The organism is Dulcicalothrix desertica PCC 7102, from assembly GCF_003991905.1.
GTDB classification, from domain to species: domain Bacteria; phylum Cyanobacteriota; class Cyanobacteriia; order Cyanobacteriales; family Nostocaceae; genus Dulcicalothrix; species Dulcicalothrix desertica.
This window is the reverse complement of sequence record NZ_RSCL01000014.1, coordinates 237424-251294: the sequence shown is the minus strand read 5'-3', so window position 1 is coordinate 251294 and position 13871 is coordinate 237424. Positions and strand designations below refer to the sequence as shown.

The 13871-nt window shown below is 39.1% G+C and carries 16 protein-coding genes; 8 read left to right on the top strand and 8 right to left on the bottom strand.

Annotated elements, in window-relative coordinates:
- Positions 1-14: 14 nt before the first annotated feature.
- Positions 15-890 carry an SDR family oxidoreductase gene (locus DSM106972_RS28265; RefSeq protein ID WP_127083806.1) on the bottom strand — a complete coding sequence of 292 codons (876 nt, stop codon included), beginning with the start codon at positions 888-890 and terminating at the stop codon, positions 15-17.
- A gap of 150 nt (positions 891-1040) precedes the next feature.
- Between DSM106972_RS28265 and DSM106972_RS51580 the strand changes: the two genes are divergently transcribed.
- Positions 1041-1205 carry a hypothetical protein gene (locus DSM106972_RS51580; protein ID WP_158632887.1) on the top strand — a complete coding sequence of 55 codons (165 nt, stop codon included), beginning with the start codon at positions 1041-1043 and terminating at the stop codon, positions 1203-1205.
- Positions 1206-1366: 161 nt separating this feature from the next.
- Here the strand turns inward: DSM106972_RS51580 and xth are convergent, their stop codons facing one another.
- Entirely contained in the window at positions 1367-2149 is a 783-nt protein-coding gene (xth, locus tag DSM106972_RS28260; RefSeq protein ID WP_127083805.1) for an exodeoxyribonuclease III, read from the bottom strand.
- 535 nt (positions 2150-2684) lie between these two features.
- Between xth and DSM106972_RS28255 the strand changes: the two genes are divergently transcribed.
- The 5 genes from DSM106972_RS28255 (at position 2685) to DSM106972_RS28240 (ending at position 7162) form a co-directional block, all read left to right on the top strand.
- Positions 2685-3755, top strand: coding sequence for a glycosyltransferase family 4 protein (locus DSM106972_RS28255; RefSeq protein ID WP_127083804.1), 1071 nt, complete (start codon positions 2685-2687; stop codon positions 3753-3755).
- A 74-nt stretch (positions 3756-3829) separates the two neighbouring features.
- Positions 3830-4006, top strand: a complete 177-nt coding sequence (locus tag DSM106972_RS52280; RefSeq protein WP_170213606.1) for a zinc ribbon domain-containing protein — start codon at positions 3830-3832, stop codon at positions 4004-4006.
- A 68-nt stretch (positions 4007-4074) separates the two neighbouring features.
- On the top strand, positions 4075-5103 hold the full coding sequence (locus DSM106972_RS28250) for a zinc-dependent alcohol dehydrogenase (protein ID WP_127083803.1): 1029 nt from the start codon (positions 4075-4077) through the stop codon (positions 5101-5103).
- 157 nt (positions 5104-5260) lie between these two features.
- On the top strand, positions 5261-6325 hold the full coding sequence (locus DSM106972_RS28245; protein WP_127083802.1) for a J domain-containing protein: 1065 nt from the start codon (positions 5261-5263) through the stop codon (positions 6323-6325).
- 243 nt (positions 6326-6568) lie between these two features.
- Complete coding sequence (locus DSM106972_RS28240) at positions 6569-7162, top strand: hypothetical protein (protein WP_127083801.1); 594 nt, start codon at positions 6569-6571, stop codon at positions 7160-7162.
- A gap of 87 nt (positions 7163-7249) precedes the next feature.
- Here DSM106972_RS28240 and DSM106972_RS28235 read toward each other — a convergent pair whose 3' ends face one another.
- The 4 genes from DSM106972_RS28235 to DSM106972_RS28220 form a co-directional block, all read right to left on the bottom strand.
- Positions 7250-7594 (bottom strand): Dethiobiotin synthetase, encoded by a 345-nt coding sequence (locus tag DSM106972_RS28235; RefSeq protein WP_127083800.1) that lies wholly within the window; start codon positions 7592-7594, stop codon positions 7250-7252.
- Between the two features lie 100 nt (positions 7595-7694).
- Positions 7695-8492: a PspA/IM30 family protein gene (locus DSM106972_RS28230; RefSeq protein ID WP_127083799.1), complete on the bottom strand. Its 798-nt coding sequence runs from the start codon at positions 8490-8492 to the stop codon at positions 7695-7697.
- Positions 8493-8694: 202 nt separating this feature from the next.
- Entirely contained in the window at positions 8695-9375 is a 681-nt protein-coding gene (locus DSM106972_RS28225) for a PspA/IM30 family protein (RefSeq protein ID WP_127083798.1), read from the bottom strand.
- 63 nt (positions 9376-9438) lie between these two features.
- Positions 9439-10689 (bottom strand): hypothetical protein, encoded by a 1251-nt coding sequence (locus DSM106972_RS28220; protein ID WP_127083797.1) that lies wholly within the window; start codon positions 10687-10689, stop codon positions 9439-9441.
- An 87-nt stretch (positions 10690-10776) separates the two neighbouring features.
- Here DSM106972_RS28220 and DSM106972_RS28215 point away from each other — a divergent pair, with 87 nt between their 5' ends.
- Positions 10777-11328, top strand: coding sequence for a DciA family protein (locus tag DSM106972_RS28215; RefSeq protein ID WP_127083796.1), 552 nt, complete (start codon positions 10777-10779; stop codon positions 11326-11328).
- Positions 11329-11699: 371 nt separating this feature from the next.
- Positions 11700-11993, top strand: coding sequence for a hypothetical protein (locus tag DSM106972_RS28210; RefSeq protein ID WP_127083795.1), 294 nt, complete (start codon positions 11700-11702; stop codon positions 11991-11993).
- A gap of 224 nt (positions 11994-12217) precedes the next feature.
- On the opposite strand, the gene menB is transcribed toward DSM106972_RS28210, so the two are convergent.
- The gene (gene menB, locus DSM106972_RS28205) at positions 12218-13051 is read right to left on the bottom strand and encodes a 1,4-dihydroxy-2-naphthoyl-CoA synthase (protein WP_127083794.1); all 834 of its coding nucleotides are present in this window, start codon (positions 13049-13051) and stop codon (positions 12218-12220) included.
- 172 nt (positions 13052-13223) lie between these two features.
- A complete protein-coding gene (locus DSM106972_RS28200) occupies positions 13224-13826 on the bottom strand; it encodes a hypothetical protein (protein ID WP_127083793.1) in 603 nt (200 codons plus the stop codon).
- Between the last annotated feature and the right edge of the window lie 45 nt (positions 13827-13871).

Genomic DNA, 13871 nt, shown 5'->3' with positions numbered 1-13871 from the left:
ATTTTTGATTGGTATTATATTGAAAGATAGCGTTTTAAGAAGCTTTCCAACGGTTCCAGGGGGAAAGTGAAAATAGCTTCTAAATTAGTAATTTCTTCAGTTTTACAGAAAAACTCGTTTGCTAGCAATGTTCTAAAGGTTCCCAAGGATTTTTGCGCTTGGGGATTAATCAATCCTAATGCACCCCGGAACCCATCGACTAAAAATAATGGTGCATTGATTATAACTGGCTCTTTATTAAAAATACGACTGAATGTACGCGGTATATCTTCACGGGTTAATATTGAAGGCCCACCGACAGGAAAAATTTGATTACGGGCGCCAATAACACTAACTGAATTAACTGCTATTTTCGCCAAATCATCGGTAGAAACTATCGAAGTTCGATTTTTAGCGTCGCCGATAAGTACATATATCCCGGTTTCACGAAAACGTTCGGCAAGCGGTAATAAATTAGATGCTAAACCAGCCGGACGTAAAATAGTGTAATTTAAGCCACTAGAGACTAAATACTTTTCTACTTCACGTTTTGCCTTAAATACAGGTGCATCTTCATAACCTCTATCTGCACCTAGTACAGAAATAAATACAAAATGCTCTACTCCATTTACTTTGGCTTGGTCAATTAGTTCTATGTTCGCGCGGTAATCTAACGCCAGTGCATCACCATCAGAACCATGAGTACTAATGATATATCGAACACCTTGACAAGCTTTTTTTATGTCGCGCTCAAAACGTAAGTCACCGATAAATAACTCGGCTCCTCGATGTTCTAACTCTCCATAATGTGAACTTAAACGAACGAACGCACGTACTTGTTTGTCAGATTCGCGTAAAAGCCTCACTACGCGGCGCCCGATATCACCAGTTGCTCCTGTTACCAAAAACATAAGGGTTTTAGATAGATTTTGGGTTTGGGGTCTTCATCAATTTTAATAACTTGTAAAAGAATGAGCGAATTAATGCTCCAAGTGCTTTGACTGAACAATGATAGATACAATATTAGCTATCATTACTTTGTTATATACAAATGTATGAGTATGGAACGTGAAGCTGTCGAACGAGAAGTACGACGACGCAAAGCGATTGCTGCACATCAACGAATTGTTGCCCGCAGTGAAATAATTAAAAGCAGAACTGGCTTACAAGAAAGTTCAATCTCACTAATCCGCAATATCAGAGAAGGTCAAGAACGACATGAGTAGTAGTTCATGTCATAAGTTTTGGTGGGTTGTAGAATTAAATCCCCCAACCCCCCTTAATAAAGGGGGCTAAGAATGACCCTATTTTCCCCCCTTACCAAGGGGGGATAGGGGGGATCAAAATCTGTACCAACTCCCCAAAATTAATGACAAAGACCAGTAGATTAAAATTCTACGATGACTGGCGCGTGGTCGCTGGGTTTTTCAAGCTTACGAGGCGCCTTATCAATTACACAACTTACTGCGCGTTCGTATAGTTCGGTTGTTAAGTAATGATGGTCGATGCGCCAGCCCATATTACGACGGAATGCCATTGCGCGGTAGTCCCACCAACTGTAATGACCTGCTTCATTCGTAAATTTACGAAAAGCATCCGCAAAACCTAGTTCAAGAACATTTTTGAGAGCTTGACGTTCGGCATCAGATGACATAATATGATTTTTTATATCGGCTTTTTCGTGAATATCCCTATCTTCAAGGGCAATATTAAAGTCACCACACATACAAATGTTAGGATTCTCTAATAATAAAGCTTGCAGGTATTTTCGCAGTACGGTCAGCCAACCCAGTTTAAATTCGTATTTATCACAACCGACTTCGGAACCATTAGGTACGTAGAGATTTAAAATTCGACAAGAATCAATTACACCTGTAATAACTCGTTTTTGTTCATCCCATATTGGGTCTAATTCGGGAAGTATACTCGTGAAACCTGTACTTACTTGTTCGAGTGGCTTTTTACTGAGTAGCGCAACTCCGTTATAAGATTTTTGTCCATATATATATGTGTGATAACTTAATGCCTCAAACTTGGAGTGCGGAAAGTCTTTGTCAACAACTTTGGTCTCTTGCACGCAAAGCACATCAACAGGGTTTTGTTCTAGCCAGTCGGCAACATGTTCTAAGCGTGTGCGAATTGAGTTAACGTTCCAAGTAGCAATTTTCATTATTTTTTATCTAGGTAATTTTTTATATATTGATTAACTATTAGTATTTTTGATATGACTAATAACGATATATTAATAGCGCTAATATTACAAGTTAGTGATGAAATTTTGTAGTGCATCTGACTAAAATCTTAATTGATATTTGTAAAGTTATATTTTTTTTTCGTAGTTTTTTTGTTGTTCACAGGCGCCTCTCCATTTTGTGAGATTTTGCATAGGGTATAATATTCGCGCGATAAATCGTAATTCATGTTGTTTCGCCTATATTCTCGTGCTGCTTTCAATGATCCCCAGGATAGATGAAGTGTATTCATAGTTGATTGTAATGTTATTAATGTAGTTACCTAATGATTAATGACTGGTTAGCAGAACTCAGTAAATACCGAAAACGTCAAGTACGGTTAACTGGAAAAATCTTTTCTAGTAGGTGCCTTGATTTAATGTAAACTGTTGGTGGCTGAGTATAAATGCTCTACCACATCTGAAATATTGGTTCTGAAATATCAGACCTTTTCACCTGTACCTTTCACAAGTTATGAAAATCGCTCAAGTAGCTCCCTTATGGGAACGGGTTCCACCTCCAACTTACGGAGGCATCGAACTGGTAGTGAGTCGTCTGACAGATGAATTAGTACGTCGAGGTCACGATGTTACTTTATTCGCGTCAGGTGATTCATATACACTAGCGAAGCTCGAAGCGGTTTGTCCGCGTGCATTACGTTTAGACCCAAATTTACGGGAATATTCGGCATACGAAACGCTCGAACTAAGCCAAGTTTATCAGCGCGCTGAGGAATTCGACATTATTCACTCCCATGTAGGGGTTCCGGCATTACTAAGCGCTAACTTTGTACCAACACCAACGGTGCATACGTTGCATGGCAGTTTTAACAGTGAAAATATCAACGTTTACACGCATCATAAAAAGCAACCATTTGTTAGCATTAGCAACACTCAACGTCAAATAGACCTTAATTACGTTGATACAGTTTACAACGGTATTAACCTAGAAGACTATCCATTTATTGCTCAACCGCTCTTAACTAAGCCTTACTTAGCATTCTTAGGACGCTTTTCACCCGAAAAAGGCCCGCAACATGCAATTAACATTGCGCGTGCAACTGGATGGCACCTAAAAATGGCTGGAAAAGTGGATGTAGTAGATGCAGAATTCTTTGAACGCGAGATAGCTCCACATATTGATGGTGAGCATATCGAGTTTTTAGGAGAAGTTAGTAATGCCCAAAAAGTCGAACTTTTAGGTAATGCTGCACTCGCACTATTTCCAATTACATGGCGAGAACCTTTTGGTTTGGTTATGATTGAATCAATGGCAACTGGTACGCCAGTGATTGCAATGAATATGGGCGCCGTACCAGAGGTTATTGCCCACGGAGTGACTGGAATGGTTTGTACTAGTTATGAGGAAATGGCCGCAATGGTTCCTGTCGCGCTGCAACTTAGCCGTCATGACTGTCGCAAACATGTAGAAAACAACTTTAGCGAGCTTCGCATGGTTGATGGATACGAGCAAGTGTATGAAAAAATCATTCAAACTCGCATTAATCAGAACGGACGTATTCACGCAGCCAAAATCAAATTTTAATCAGTTGGGCGTGCATGGCCCTTAAATCAAGAACAAATCAACAACGTCAAATAATTTAAAAGGAGAACAATAGTATGAGTATGAGAGCTAACAGTTGTCCCTGTTGCGGTAGTTCCATGCTGTTGCGTCACGTTCGCCACGGTAAAGTTTACTGGTTATGTCAATCTTGTCGCCAAGAAGTTTCTTTACTAACAGTTAGTCGTGTGCCCACAGGAGAATCTAAAAATCTTGGAGTTGTTTCGCAATCATAGGAGCGAAACCGGGTTTCTTTATTGATATTGTAGTAAAAAAACAATTTCGGGTAGAGACCCGGTTTTTTATGCTCGCTGCTTTACTTTACGGTCAAGAAGATTTAAGACTTGAACACATAAACGACCCCATACCTAATACAGGTGAAGTCGTTATCAAAGTACATGCTGCAACCACTTGTGGCACTGACTTAAAGGTATGGCGCCGGGGTGGTCATGCGAAAATGCTAAAACCTCCGACTTTATTTGGACATGAAGCAGCAGGAGAAATTGTTGCCGTTGGTGCTGGTGTCACCAAATGGAAAATTGGTGACGCTGTGGTTGCTAATAATTCTGCACCCTGCGGCAACTGTTTCTTTTGTAAAAAGCAAGAATTTTCGCTTTGTCCGAATTTAACTTGGAATAACGGTACATTCGCACAATATCTTAAAATTCCTGCTCAGATTGTTGAGCAGAATTTATTATTGCTGCCTGATGTACCATATCAACTCGCAGCAATGACGGAACCGTTAGCATGTGTATTGCATGGTGTTGCCCGCTCGAATATTAAACCAGGTGATAGAGTTGTTTTGCTTGGTGATGGCGCCATTGGTTTAATGTTTGTTGCTAAACTCGTTTTAGACTACTATGCATCAGTACTAGTTTTTGGTGGTAATGATCAAAGATTAGAGATAGCGAAGAAATTTGGGGCAGCAGAAACTTTTAATTATCATGGGGTGCCAGATATTGCAGAAAGAGTCAAAGAATTAACAGATGGTTACGGCGCCGATATAGTTATTGAAGCAACAGGAGATAAAACTGTATGGGAGACAGCTATTGCTTGTGCCCGTCCTGGCGCCACTGTAAACTTATTTGGCGGATGTCCTAAAAATACAAATATTTCTGTAAGTACAGAGGTGTTACATTACAGCGAACTGACAATTAAAGGTGTATTTCATAACACGCCTTATTTTGTACGTGAAGCGTTGTCACTAATTGCGAGTCGTAGAATTCCTTTTGAATTACTAATTAGCGAACAACGACCTTTAAAAGATTTAGAGCAGGTCTTCGTAGACATGCGTGAGCGTAAAGTAATTAAAGTAGCAATAGGGTCTGAGTAATTACTGCTGGAAATAAATTTGTAATTTGGGATTAAAGTAGTACAATAGGCAATACAGTAAAATTAATTTTGTGTTTTGAAAAGTAACTTTTGTAATAATTTGTGTGAATTTAGTTCAAAATGTTCGGTAAACACCCTCTGTAAAACTCGTTGGTCTCATGTCTCGAAAATCTTCACCAACTTTAAAACGCACGACTAGTAGCACTACCGCGACCACCACTTTGGCGCCGAGCCAAGTCCACCTACGTTTGGAAGGTCTTGAAATTGAACACCAAAAGCTGCTGAAGCAAATAAAGAAGAAACGCACGGAGTTAGATAAATTTATAGAGCAAATGCGTACTGTTGCAACAGAAGTGTATGGTCGAGCAACTCCAAATATTCAGAAAATAGCAGTTATTGATAAAGAAATTCACGCGATATTTAATGAAATTCTTAAAAATAAAAAGCTAAACAAGCAAAATAAAAACAAAGTTGAAGAAATTTATCGTAGTTTACAATATGCAGAAATCATTAGTCCTCAGCCTATTGAACTTGAAGAAATAGAAATAGAAGAAAAATTTGATGGTGACGAAGATTTTAATGAATCAAATCAATCACACCAGCACTATTATTATCAATCAGATACAGAAGCACAATCTGCGTCTGCAAGTCGTAGCGAATCTTCTAAAAAAATTCGTCATATATTTTTGCGGTTAGCTGAAGTTTTTCACCCAGATAAAGCTAGTGACAGTGAAACTCAAGAGCGTCATACAGAAATAATGAAAGAAATTAATCGAGCGTATACTGAAGGAGATTTAGCAAGACTTTTAGAAATTGAGCAACAGTATCAAGTTGGAGAACAAATAGATAGTAGTAGTGAAGATGACTTAAGTCGCAAGTGTCTACGTATCGAGCAGCAAAATGGAGTTCTCAAAACGCAATTTGAAAGTTTGAAGAAATCACTTAGAGAAGCGAAAAAGACACCTCAAGGGGGAATGGTAACAGATTTCCGAAAATTTAGAAAACAAGGAGTTGAGCCGCTGGATACAATTACCGAACAACTCGAAAATCAAATCAATATAATATCTCAGATACGTGATTACGCCCAAGACTTTAACCAAAGTAAAATTTCTGTCAAGCAGTTTCTACAGGGGCCTGAGATTTTACGCTCATTACAGCAAGAAATGATGGATGAGCTTTTAGAGGATATGTTTGATGACTTTGATCGGTATGTTAGGTATTGATAGTCTTGTTAAGAGTGCTATAATTCATCTACCCTAAATTATTGCATATGTTCTAGGGCGGACAATTTTATTTTGTCTGCCCTTTCGTTTTGTTATTTATATCGTTGATAAAGTATTTGGTTATGTAGTACATAAAGGTTTTTGCCTGTGTGAAGAGAATTCTATCAAAAAAGGGAAAACTAATATTACCCCATATTGATACCAGGGGTATCTCAGTATAATCCCTTAACTTGATAAAGAAATATGAAACTAAACAAGCAATTAATTTCCCTCTGGCTATTACCTTTTACTTTTTTAGCTTTTACAAACCATGTGCTAGCATTGCCAGGACAAAGTACCGAAGAAGTAGGCGCCTGGTTAAAAGGACATGCTACACTCAAACCGAAGCCAGGTGAACGTTTTTTAATAAACAGAAGTGACACCGCAGCACAACGATTTACTTTCCAAGCATCTGTACTACCTCCAGGCGCCGTTAGTTTTTCCAGAGACCGTAGTAAAATACGTACAGAAAGACTATCAATGTATGATGCTATTAACGGAATGAGTTTTGAGCGTTTACAGGAATCACTAAGAATAATTTATGGTTTAGATGTATATCAAGATTTTAAACGCGCGCAATTAATTTACGATTATCCAAACCAAAGTGCAATAAATTCAGCACGTTTAGCTTCGTCACCTGTTCGTGAAGCATTACGCGGTCAGTTAAGAATGGGAGACCGCTATGCTTACTGGATGGAAATAGCTAAACCCAAAAATGGTAAGGCTTTTACAGGACAGATGACTGTACTATTAAAAAGCGATATCGATAAACTCGAAGCAGAATTAAGAAACCGATAAGAAAGTGAGGAGTAAGGAGTGCGCTCGTGCTGAGTGGAGACGCGCAGTTCTTTGACTTACTACTCAGAACTCAGCACGAGCGCACTTTCAACTGTTTTGCCAAGTTCCAGAAAAAATGCTTTCGCAAGCTGCGGAAATTCTTAGTAAGTCTTCTTTGAATAAAGGAGGCCAGTCAATACCGTTTTTACGCCCAATTGCAAATAACTGTTGTGTTCTTAAAGATAATAGGTATAAAGCATACGTAAGTTCTCGGTCTAAAGTAGTGGCTTCTTTAAGAGCTTCAAACGCCACTTTTAAAGCTAATAGTATGGATGTTATTTGACCTGGAACGGGAGGTTTACCCTGCTGCATTCGTGTCAGCAAGGCATCGGGATTGTCTAAATTTGTAATCGCTTGGTCAATAAGGACTTTGCGCGCGGTGTCGTAATTCATTATTAAAGATTATCGCAGATTAGATAACAAAATCCCACAAATATAACTTTGTGGGATTTAAAAATGAAATATTTTGTAAAAATACAAACTGTATATATTCTTACATGTTGTCTAGTTGTTTACGGAGCGATTCTAGTTCGGCATCAACAACTTCTTCTGATTTTGGCGTTGATGTTGATGACTGTGGTTGTGCGGTGGTTTGTCCGGGTAGTTGGGGTTGATTTGGCGCTTGCGCTGGGCCTAATGTCATTTGGGCTTTGAGTGCAGCTAACTCATCGTCAACGTCGCTACCTGCTTCTAATTTAGCAAACTGAGTCTCTAAATCGGCGCCTGCCAATTCTCCTGCGGACTGAGCGCGTGCTTCTTGCATCAGGACTTTTTCTTCCATCCGCTCAAAAGCTGACATCGCGCTAGATGTATTCATACCGCGCACCATACCCTGAAGTTGTTCTTGTGCTTTAGCTGCGGTAATACGAGCTTTGAGCATCTCCTTCTTAGTTTTGGCTTCAGAAATTTTGCTCTCAAGTTGAATTAAACTACGTTTGAGAGTTTCAACTTGGGTTGTTTGCTGGTCTAAGCTTTCTTTCAGCGCGCTTCCAGAATCTGTAAAAGATTTTTTCCTTTCTAAAGCTTGACGAGCTAAGTTCTCGTCACCCTTTTGTAAAGCTAGCTGTGCGTTACGTTGCCACTTATTGATTTCGTTTTGGGCATCGTTATATTGCTTTTCAGTACGCTTTTGTGCTGCAATAGCCTGTGCAACACCCTGACGTAACTGTACCAAGTCCTCCTGCATTTCCAGAATCGCTTGTTCCAGCATTTTCTCAGGGTCTTCAGCTTTGCTCACCATGTCGTTGAGGTTTGAACTGACCACTCGTCTAATTCTGTCGAATAAACCCATAATTTTTTCCTTTGAGACTTACGCTTACTTTCAAGAACGATTTGGATTTTTACTATTAACTATCTGCCATTCTTTAAATTTAATCTTTCTTATGCGAGATTGTGCAGCAAACACCCCCCTTAATATCTTTCTTCTTAAGATACGCTCAAATTTCCGCACATGCGTATTAATATTATTTTCATCATTACAGTATTATATATTACTAGTCACTCTCAGTAATAGTGCTTTTTGAGATTTGAGCCTTAATTGCTTTAAGTTCAGTATCTATATCATTATTACTTAATTCCAAAGCTAAAAATTTCTTTTCTAAATTATCTTCATGAGTAATATAGGATACTTCTTTTTGAGCTTCGAGTTGTATAATTTTATCTTCAACACGCTCAAAAACGCTTGTAGAACCACTTTCTAGCTCTCCCACAAGTTGTTGGAGACGTAATGACGCTTGTGCCGAACGCGCACGCGCAATATACATGTCCTTTTTAGTCTTGATTTCAGCTATTTTAAGTTCGATAGCTCGCATATCCTTTTTTAGTGTAACAACTACACTGTTTTGTTGCTGAATTTGGGTATTCAGCAAAATTGCGGTATCTTGATAACTCTTGCGTTTAACAAGCGCTTCACGGGCAAGGGTTTCGTTACCTTGTCCAAGAGCAAGTTTTGAACGTCTGTACCATTCTTCGGAAGCTTCAGTAGCATTAGCAGCTTGACGTTCAGTACGTTTTTGTGTAGCAATAGCGCTAGCAACAGCCTGTCGTAACTGAATTAAATTATCCTGCATTTCAATTACGGCAGAAAGCAAAACTTTTTCTGGGTCTTCCGAAGCAGCGGCCCAACTATTGACGTTTGAACGCACCACACGTGTAATTCTATCTAAAAATCCCATAATTATTTCCTACTTTAATAATGAGACGTGAATAATGAGACTGTATGAATACAGTCTCTACATTTATTTGACTCTGCCGTTGAGGCCTTTTTGCCTAACCTCATTAAGCAATTCCTGAACTTTCTCTTTGTTTTTAATTGCTCCGAGATAAATTAACTTGCCATCGGGTGACAAATATGCATCTGGCACTACTTTACGAGCGTTAGCAAAGGCGCCTTCGCTAGTGTTGTCTATAATTACATGATAAAACCCATCACTTGAAGGTTTAATTTCAGAGATAGGAATATCTGTAGGTGTGGGTGTAGGTGTAATAGCTACTGGTGCCTGAGTTGTTGGAACGGATATGGCAGGGACTACAGGAGGCGCCACATTTTGAGGAGTTGGAGGAGGCGCCACAGTTGGAGTAGGTTTTGGTTTGGGGGTCAAGCCAACAACATCATTAGGACTCTTAACCTCTGGGAATTCGTATGAAGCAAGGTTGGGATATCTAGTTATAGGTGTTAGCTGTGGTTGAGCGACTGTTTTTGTATTGCCGTCACTACTTGGGCTACCTATATCACTATTAGTTGCAGTTGAACCATCGCGTTTAAACAAACCACCAAGACTAAATTGTGGCAGAAGTTTTGGATTTAGTACAACAGCGCCCAAAATTATACTTGCCATTAAGAATAATAAAATAGAACCAATACCTAAAGGCGAAAGCAAACTATCACTGTTGCTTTTTGGTCGCTTTTGTGGTTTAGGCGCCTCTTCTGTCAAACTCCGTAATAATGCCTCCGATGACTCTAAATAATCATCGGGTTGATTTTGATGAGTGCTAGACTCTACACTTTCGTCTGTAGAGGCTTTGATTGTAGTAACTGGAACAATGCTAGCACTACTAGATAATGGTGATGGCGCCGTCTCTTTTATTGGGTCAGGTATTGGGTCAGGTGTAACCGCAACTCTGGGACTTGGTGGAGGTGGGGGTGGTGGTGGGGGCGTCGTGGTTATTTCGTTTATATAAGTTACTGGTGTAACATTCGTTTCGGATATAGCAGTTTCACTAATATTTTCGTCTAAACTCGGTATAGCTGTATCAAATGGTATCGTGTCAGCTACCGGAGTTAAATATTGTAGTCCAATTGCACTACTATTTTTGTCTTTTGAGCTTTGGGCAGAAGCACGATATCCACCAGTTCGTGTACGCCTGTATCTTGCTAACTCTCGGTCGAGTTGTACTTCCAAACTAGCTAGTGCTGCTGCTAGTGGTGGTTTCAAGCCGGGTGTTTTAGAAAATTGACTACCCAGATGCATCAGGGGGTTTTGACTCATGAACAACTCACTTTCAAGCTATAAGACTTTAAAAAGTAAAAAAATAATTTACGCTTAGTCTTTATAATATCCCTCAAATTAAATTCGATGGCTTTCAGAACTGTAAGCGATGTATTAAAACTTTTACAAGCGCGGGGTCACTGGCAAACTCCACCTTTACAAATTTTGCTCAAATGCTGGCATGATATTGTCGGTAGTTCTATTGCACTACATACTCGTCCTATTTCTATCCATCGTGATGTTTTGCGGGTTGCAACATCTAGTGCTGCATGGGCACAAACTTTGACGTTTGAGCGCAAAACCTTACTTATAAAGGTAAATCAAAAACTATCGGCACCGTTAACCGACATTCATTTTTCTACTGCTGGTTGGAATAGTAGCACCCGCATCATAAAACCAAGAAGAGCTTCACATCAAGAACATCCATGCTATTTAGAACAAAATATCTCTAAAACTGTAGAGAAGGATATTCCAGCAATAGGTAGTAATGCTGTAAATACAGCTTTTGATAGCTGGGTTAAAAAAGTACAAACTAGTTCACAAAACTTACCACTTTGTCCGCAATGTCAAGCTCCGACTCCTTCGGGTGAACTAGAACGTTGGGGAGTTTGTGCATTATGCGCGGCAAAAAGGTTTTAGCTAGATTTTAGATAAAATATACATACGTCAAATAAGTCAAAAGAGGTAGAAAAAGTTAAAAAAGCTATAAAAATGTAAAAACTTTCTATCTAATGGATGATGAGCGAATTTAGGACAAATCTATAGCGGTAATGTTAGCTTTGATCCCAATTGCTTTTAAAGGGTGATTCCCAAGAGTCTAATTTAGCTTTATGTATCGTAATTGTAACCAAAAAGTTGAAAAATATAACACAAACATAAAATAAATATAAAGGCAAAATTGGCTTGGGGATCGGTAAAACATATGCTGAATAATGGTTTGTTGGCAATAATCCGTATTTGTATCTAGGAGGAAAATAAATAGTGAAAACTATTTGCCTACGGCGTTGACCATGAAGAGCATCAATTTCTTAACTTCTGCCTGTAAATATTGTCGTCATTACAATCCAGAAGGTCGTCGCGGTGGAAACTGTCAGCAGCTAGGGGCGCCAGTTCAAGGACATTGGAAAGCTTGCTCATTGGCTTTACCAGCGTTTGCACCATCTTGGGAAACCTTAGAAGATTCATGGAGCTTGCCAGAAGCCATACCTGTTGTAGCATCAAATTTGAAGCAAGATGTTCTTCCATTAGAAGAGTTAGCAGTTCACCGCGCTGAACTTTCTGTGGCAAAAACAGTATCAGTTTAATACCTCCTATTTATCAAATGTTACATTTTCTTAAATAAATTCTGAGTAAATAATCTGAATCTAGTTAACCTTCCTGGTTACCAATCACCTGGATATACTGATTGGTGCAACTGTGTAAAAAAAGTAAGAAGATACGCTTGGGGCTTCATGTATTTATGTTGATCAAAAAAAATCGCACCTTGAATATAAAGGTGCGGTTTTTAGGATGAAATGTTAAAAAATAATTAAGGTAGCCAAGGAAAAGAACGGAAATTTGGCGGACGCTTTTCTAAAAAAGCTTGTTTACCTTCGGCGCCTTCAAGAGTCATGTAATAAAGTAGAGTGGCGTTTCCAGCAAGTTCTTGTAAACCAGCTTGTCCATCGCAGTCAGCATTAAAAGCAGCTTTGAGACAGCGAATAGCAATGGGACTTTTTTCTAAAATCTCTTTTGCCCACTGAATACCCTCTGCTTCAAGCTGTTCAACAGAAACAATTGTATTGATTAATCCCATTTCTAGAGCTTGTTGAGCGTTATACTGACGGCAAAGGAACCAAATTTCGCGAGCTTTTTTCTGTCCAACGACACGCGCAAGATAACTGGCGCCGAAACCACCATCAAAGCTACCAACTTTGGGGCCAGTTTGGCCAAACACAGCATTATCAGCGGCAATTGTCAAGTCACAAATTAAATGTAGAACATGTCCACCACCAATAGCATAACCAGCAACCAAAGCGATTACAACTTTAGGCATCGAACGAATTAAACGTTGTAAATCTAATACATTTAATCGTGGAGTACCTTCATCATCAATATAACCAGCTTGTCCCCTCACACTTTGGTCGCCACCCGAACAAAAAGCATACTTACCATCAGTATGTGGACCATATCCAGTAAATAAAACAACTCCAATAGTAGTATCTTCGCGAGCATCACAAAAAGCCTCGTAAAGCTCAAATACCGTTTTAGGACGAAAAGCATTGCGTTTATGAGGACGGTTGATGGTAATTTTCGCAATGCCATCAGTTTTATGATAAAGAATATCTTCGTAAGATTTAACAGTTTGCCAATTGGTTTCCATTACAAGCGTTTATTATTGCCGAACCAAAAAATTTTATCGCATAGGGCAACAAGAGCATCAAAGGCGCCAAAATCACATCATTAATTTGTCAGTCTTGTAGCACAGGCCGGAAAGCCTGTGCTGTAAGTAATTATTTTTTACCACGTAAACACAGAGTACACAGAGAATTTTCCTAGAGGATATATTTTAGATGTGATTTATCCTCGCTTGATTTTGGCGCCTCCGTTATGTCAATTTTCCTAGAGGATATATTTGGATGTGATTTATCCTCGCTTGATTTTGGCGCCTTTGCATTAAAATTACCATTGCTATTAACCGTTACTTTCGATGATTGTAAATATTTATCGTAAGCTGCCTCATCACCTCCAAAGGAATCTAGACTAACTACAACACCACTTTCGTAAATAGCTTTTCTAAATTCATCGAGAGATAATGGTACTTGTTCGCAATAAGCAATTATAATTTCTCTAAAACCTGGTATCTCGTTTTTTGGTTCGTAGGTTTCAGCTTCTGTAACAACCCAGTCAGTAGGAATGGTTCTGACTTTAAGTCCCCCTCCTATAGCAGCGCTAACTGTTAAACGTTCTCCTATTTTCACTTGCCGTTTATGAACTGGACGAAAATCATAAGAATCTTGAAGGATGCGGGTACACCGTCCCATCGCTAATAGATTACCGTCAATAGTAATTGATTGCTCCTCATGTTTAGTCATGTAAACAATCAAAGTTTCTCTATCCGTAAGGTGGTCATATATTTCATATGTATCAGTTGTCATAAGTGGTATCCTGCTTTGTTTTAACGCAAATGTAGAGACGCAAAA

What these genes read in the sequence shown, in the direction of transcription:
- DSM106972_RS28215 (WP_127083796.1), top strand. Translation starts at nt 10,777, where the DNA reads ATGGCTTTCAGAACTGTAAGCGATGTATTAAAACTTTTACAAGCGCGG.
- DSM106972_RS52280 (WP_170213606.1), top strand. Translation starts at nt 3,830, where the DNA reads ATGAGTATGAGAGCTAACAGTTGTCCCTGTTGCGGTAGTTCCATGCTG.
- DSM106972_RS28200 (WP_127083793.1), bottom strand. Translation starts at nt 13,826, where the DNA reads ATGACAACTGATACATATGAAATATATGACCACCTTACGGATAGAGAA.
- DSM106972_RS28245 (WP_127083802.1), top strand. Translation starts at nt 5,261, where the DNA reads ATGTCTCGAAAATCTTCACCAACTTTAAAACGCACGACTAGTAGCACT.
- DSM106972_RS28220 (WP_127083797.1), bottom strand. Translation starts at nt 10,689, where the DNA reads ATGAGTCAAAACCCCCTGATGCATCTGGGTAGTCAATTTTCTAAAACA.
- DSM106972_RS28235 (WP_127083800.1), bottom strand. Translation starts at nt 7,594, where the DNA reads ATGAATTACGACACCGCGCGCAAAGTCCTTATTGACCAAGCGATTACA.
- DSM106972_RS28225 (WP_127083798.1), bottom strand. Translation starts at nt 9,375, where the DNA reads ATGGGATTTTTAGATAGAATTACACGTGTGGTGCGTTCAAACGTCAAT.
- DSM106972_RS28230 (WP_127083799.1), bottom strand. Translation starts at nt 8,492, where the DNA reads ATGGGTTTATTCGACAGAATTAGACGAGTGGTCAGTTCAAACCTCAAC.
- DSM106972_RS28255 (WP_127083804.1), top strand. Translation starts at nt 2,685, where the DNA reads ATGAAAATCGCTCAAGTAGCTCCCTTATGGGAACGGGTTCCACCTCCA.
- DSM106972_RS28265 (WP_127083806.1), bottom strand. Translation starts at nt 890, where the DNA reads ATGTTTTTGGTAACAGGAGCAACTGGTGATATCGGGCGCCGCGTAGTG.
- xth (WP_127083805.1), bottom strand. Translation starts at nt 2,149, where the DNA reads ATGAAAATTGCTACTTGGAACGTTAACTCAATTCGCACACGCTTAGAA.
- DSM106972_RS51580 (WP_158632887.1), top strand. Translation starts at nt 1,041, where the DNA reads ATGGAACGTGAAGCTGTCGAACGAGAAGTACGACGACGCAAAGCGATT.
- DSM106972_RS28210 (WP_127083795.1), top strand. Translation starts at nt 11,700, where the DNA reads ATGAAGAGCATCAATTTCTTAACTTCTGCCTGTAAATATTGTCGTCAT.
- DSM106972_RS28250 (WP_127083803.1), top strand. Translation starts at nt 4,075, where the DNA reads ATGCTCGCTGCTTTACTTTACGGTCAAGAAGATTTAAGACTTGAACAC.
- DSM106972_RS28240 (WP_127083801.1), top strand. Translation starts at nt 6,569, where the DNA reads ATGAAACTAAACAAGCAATTAATTTCCCTCTGGCTATTACCTTTTACT.
- menB (WP_127083794.1), bottom strand. Translation starts at nt 13,051, where the DNA reads ATGGAAACCAATTGGCAAACTGTTAAATCTTACGAAGATATTCTTTAT.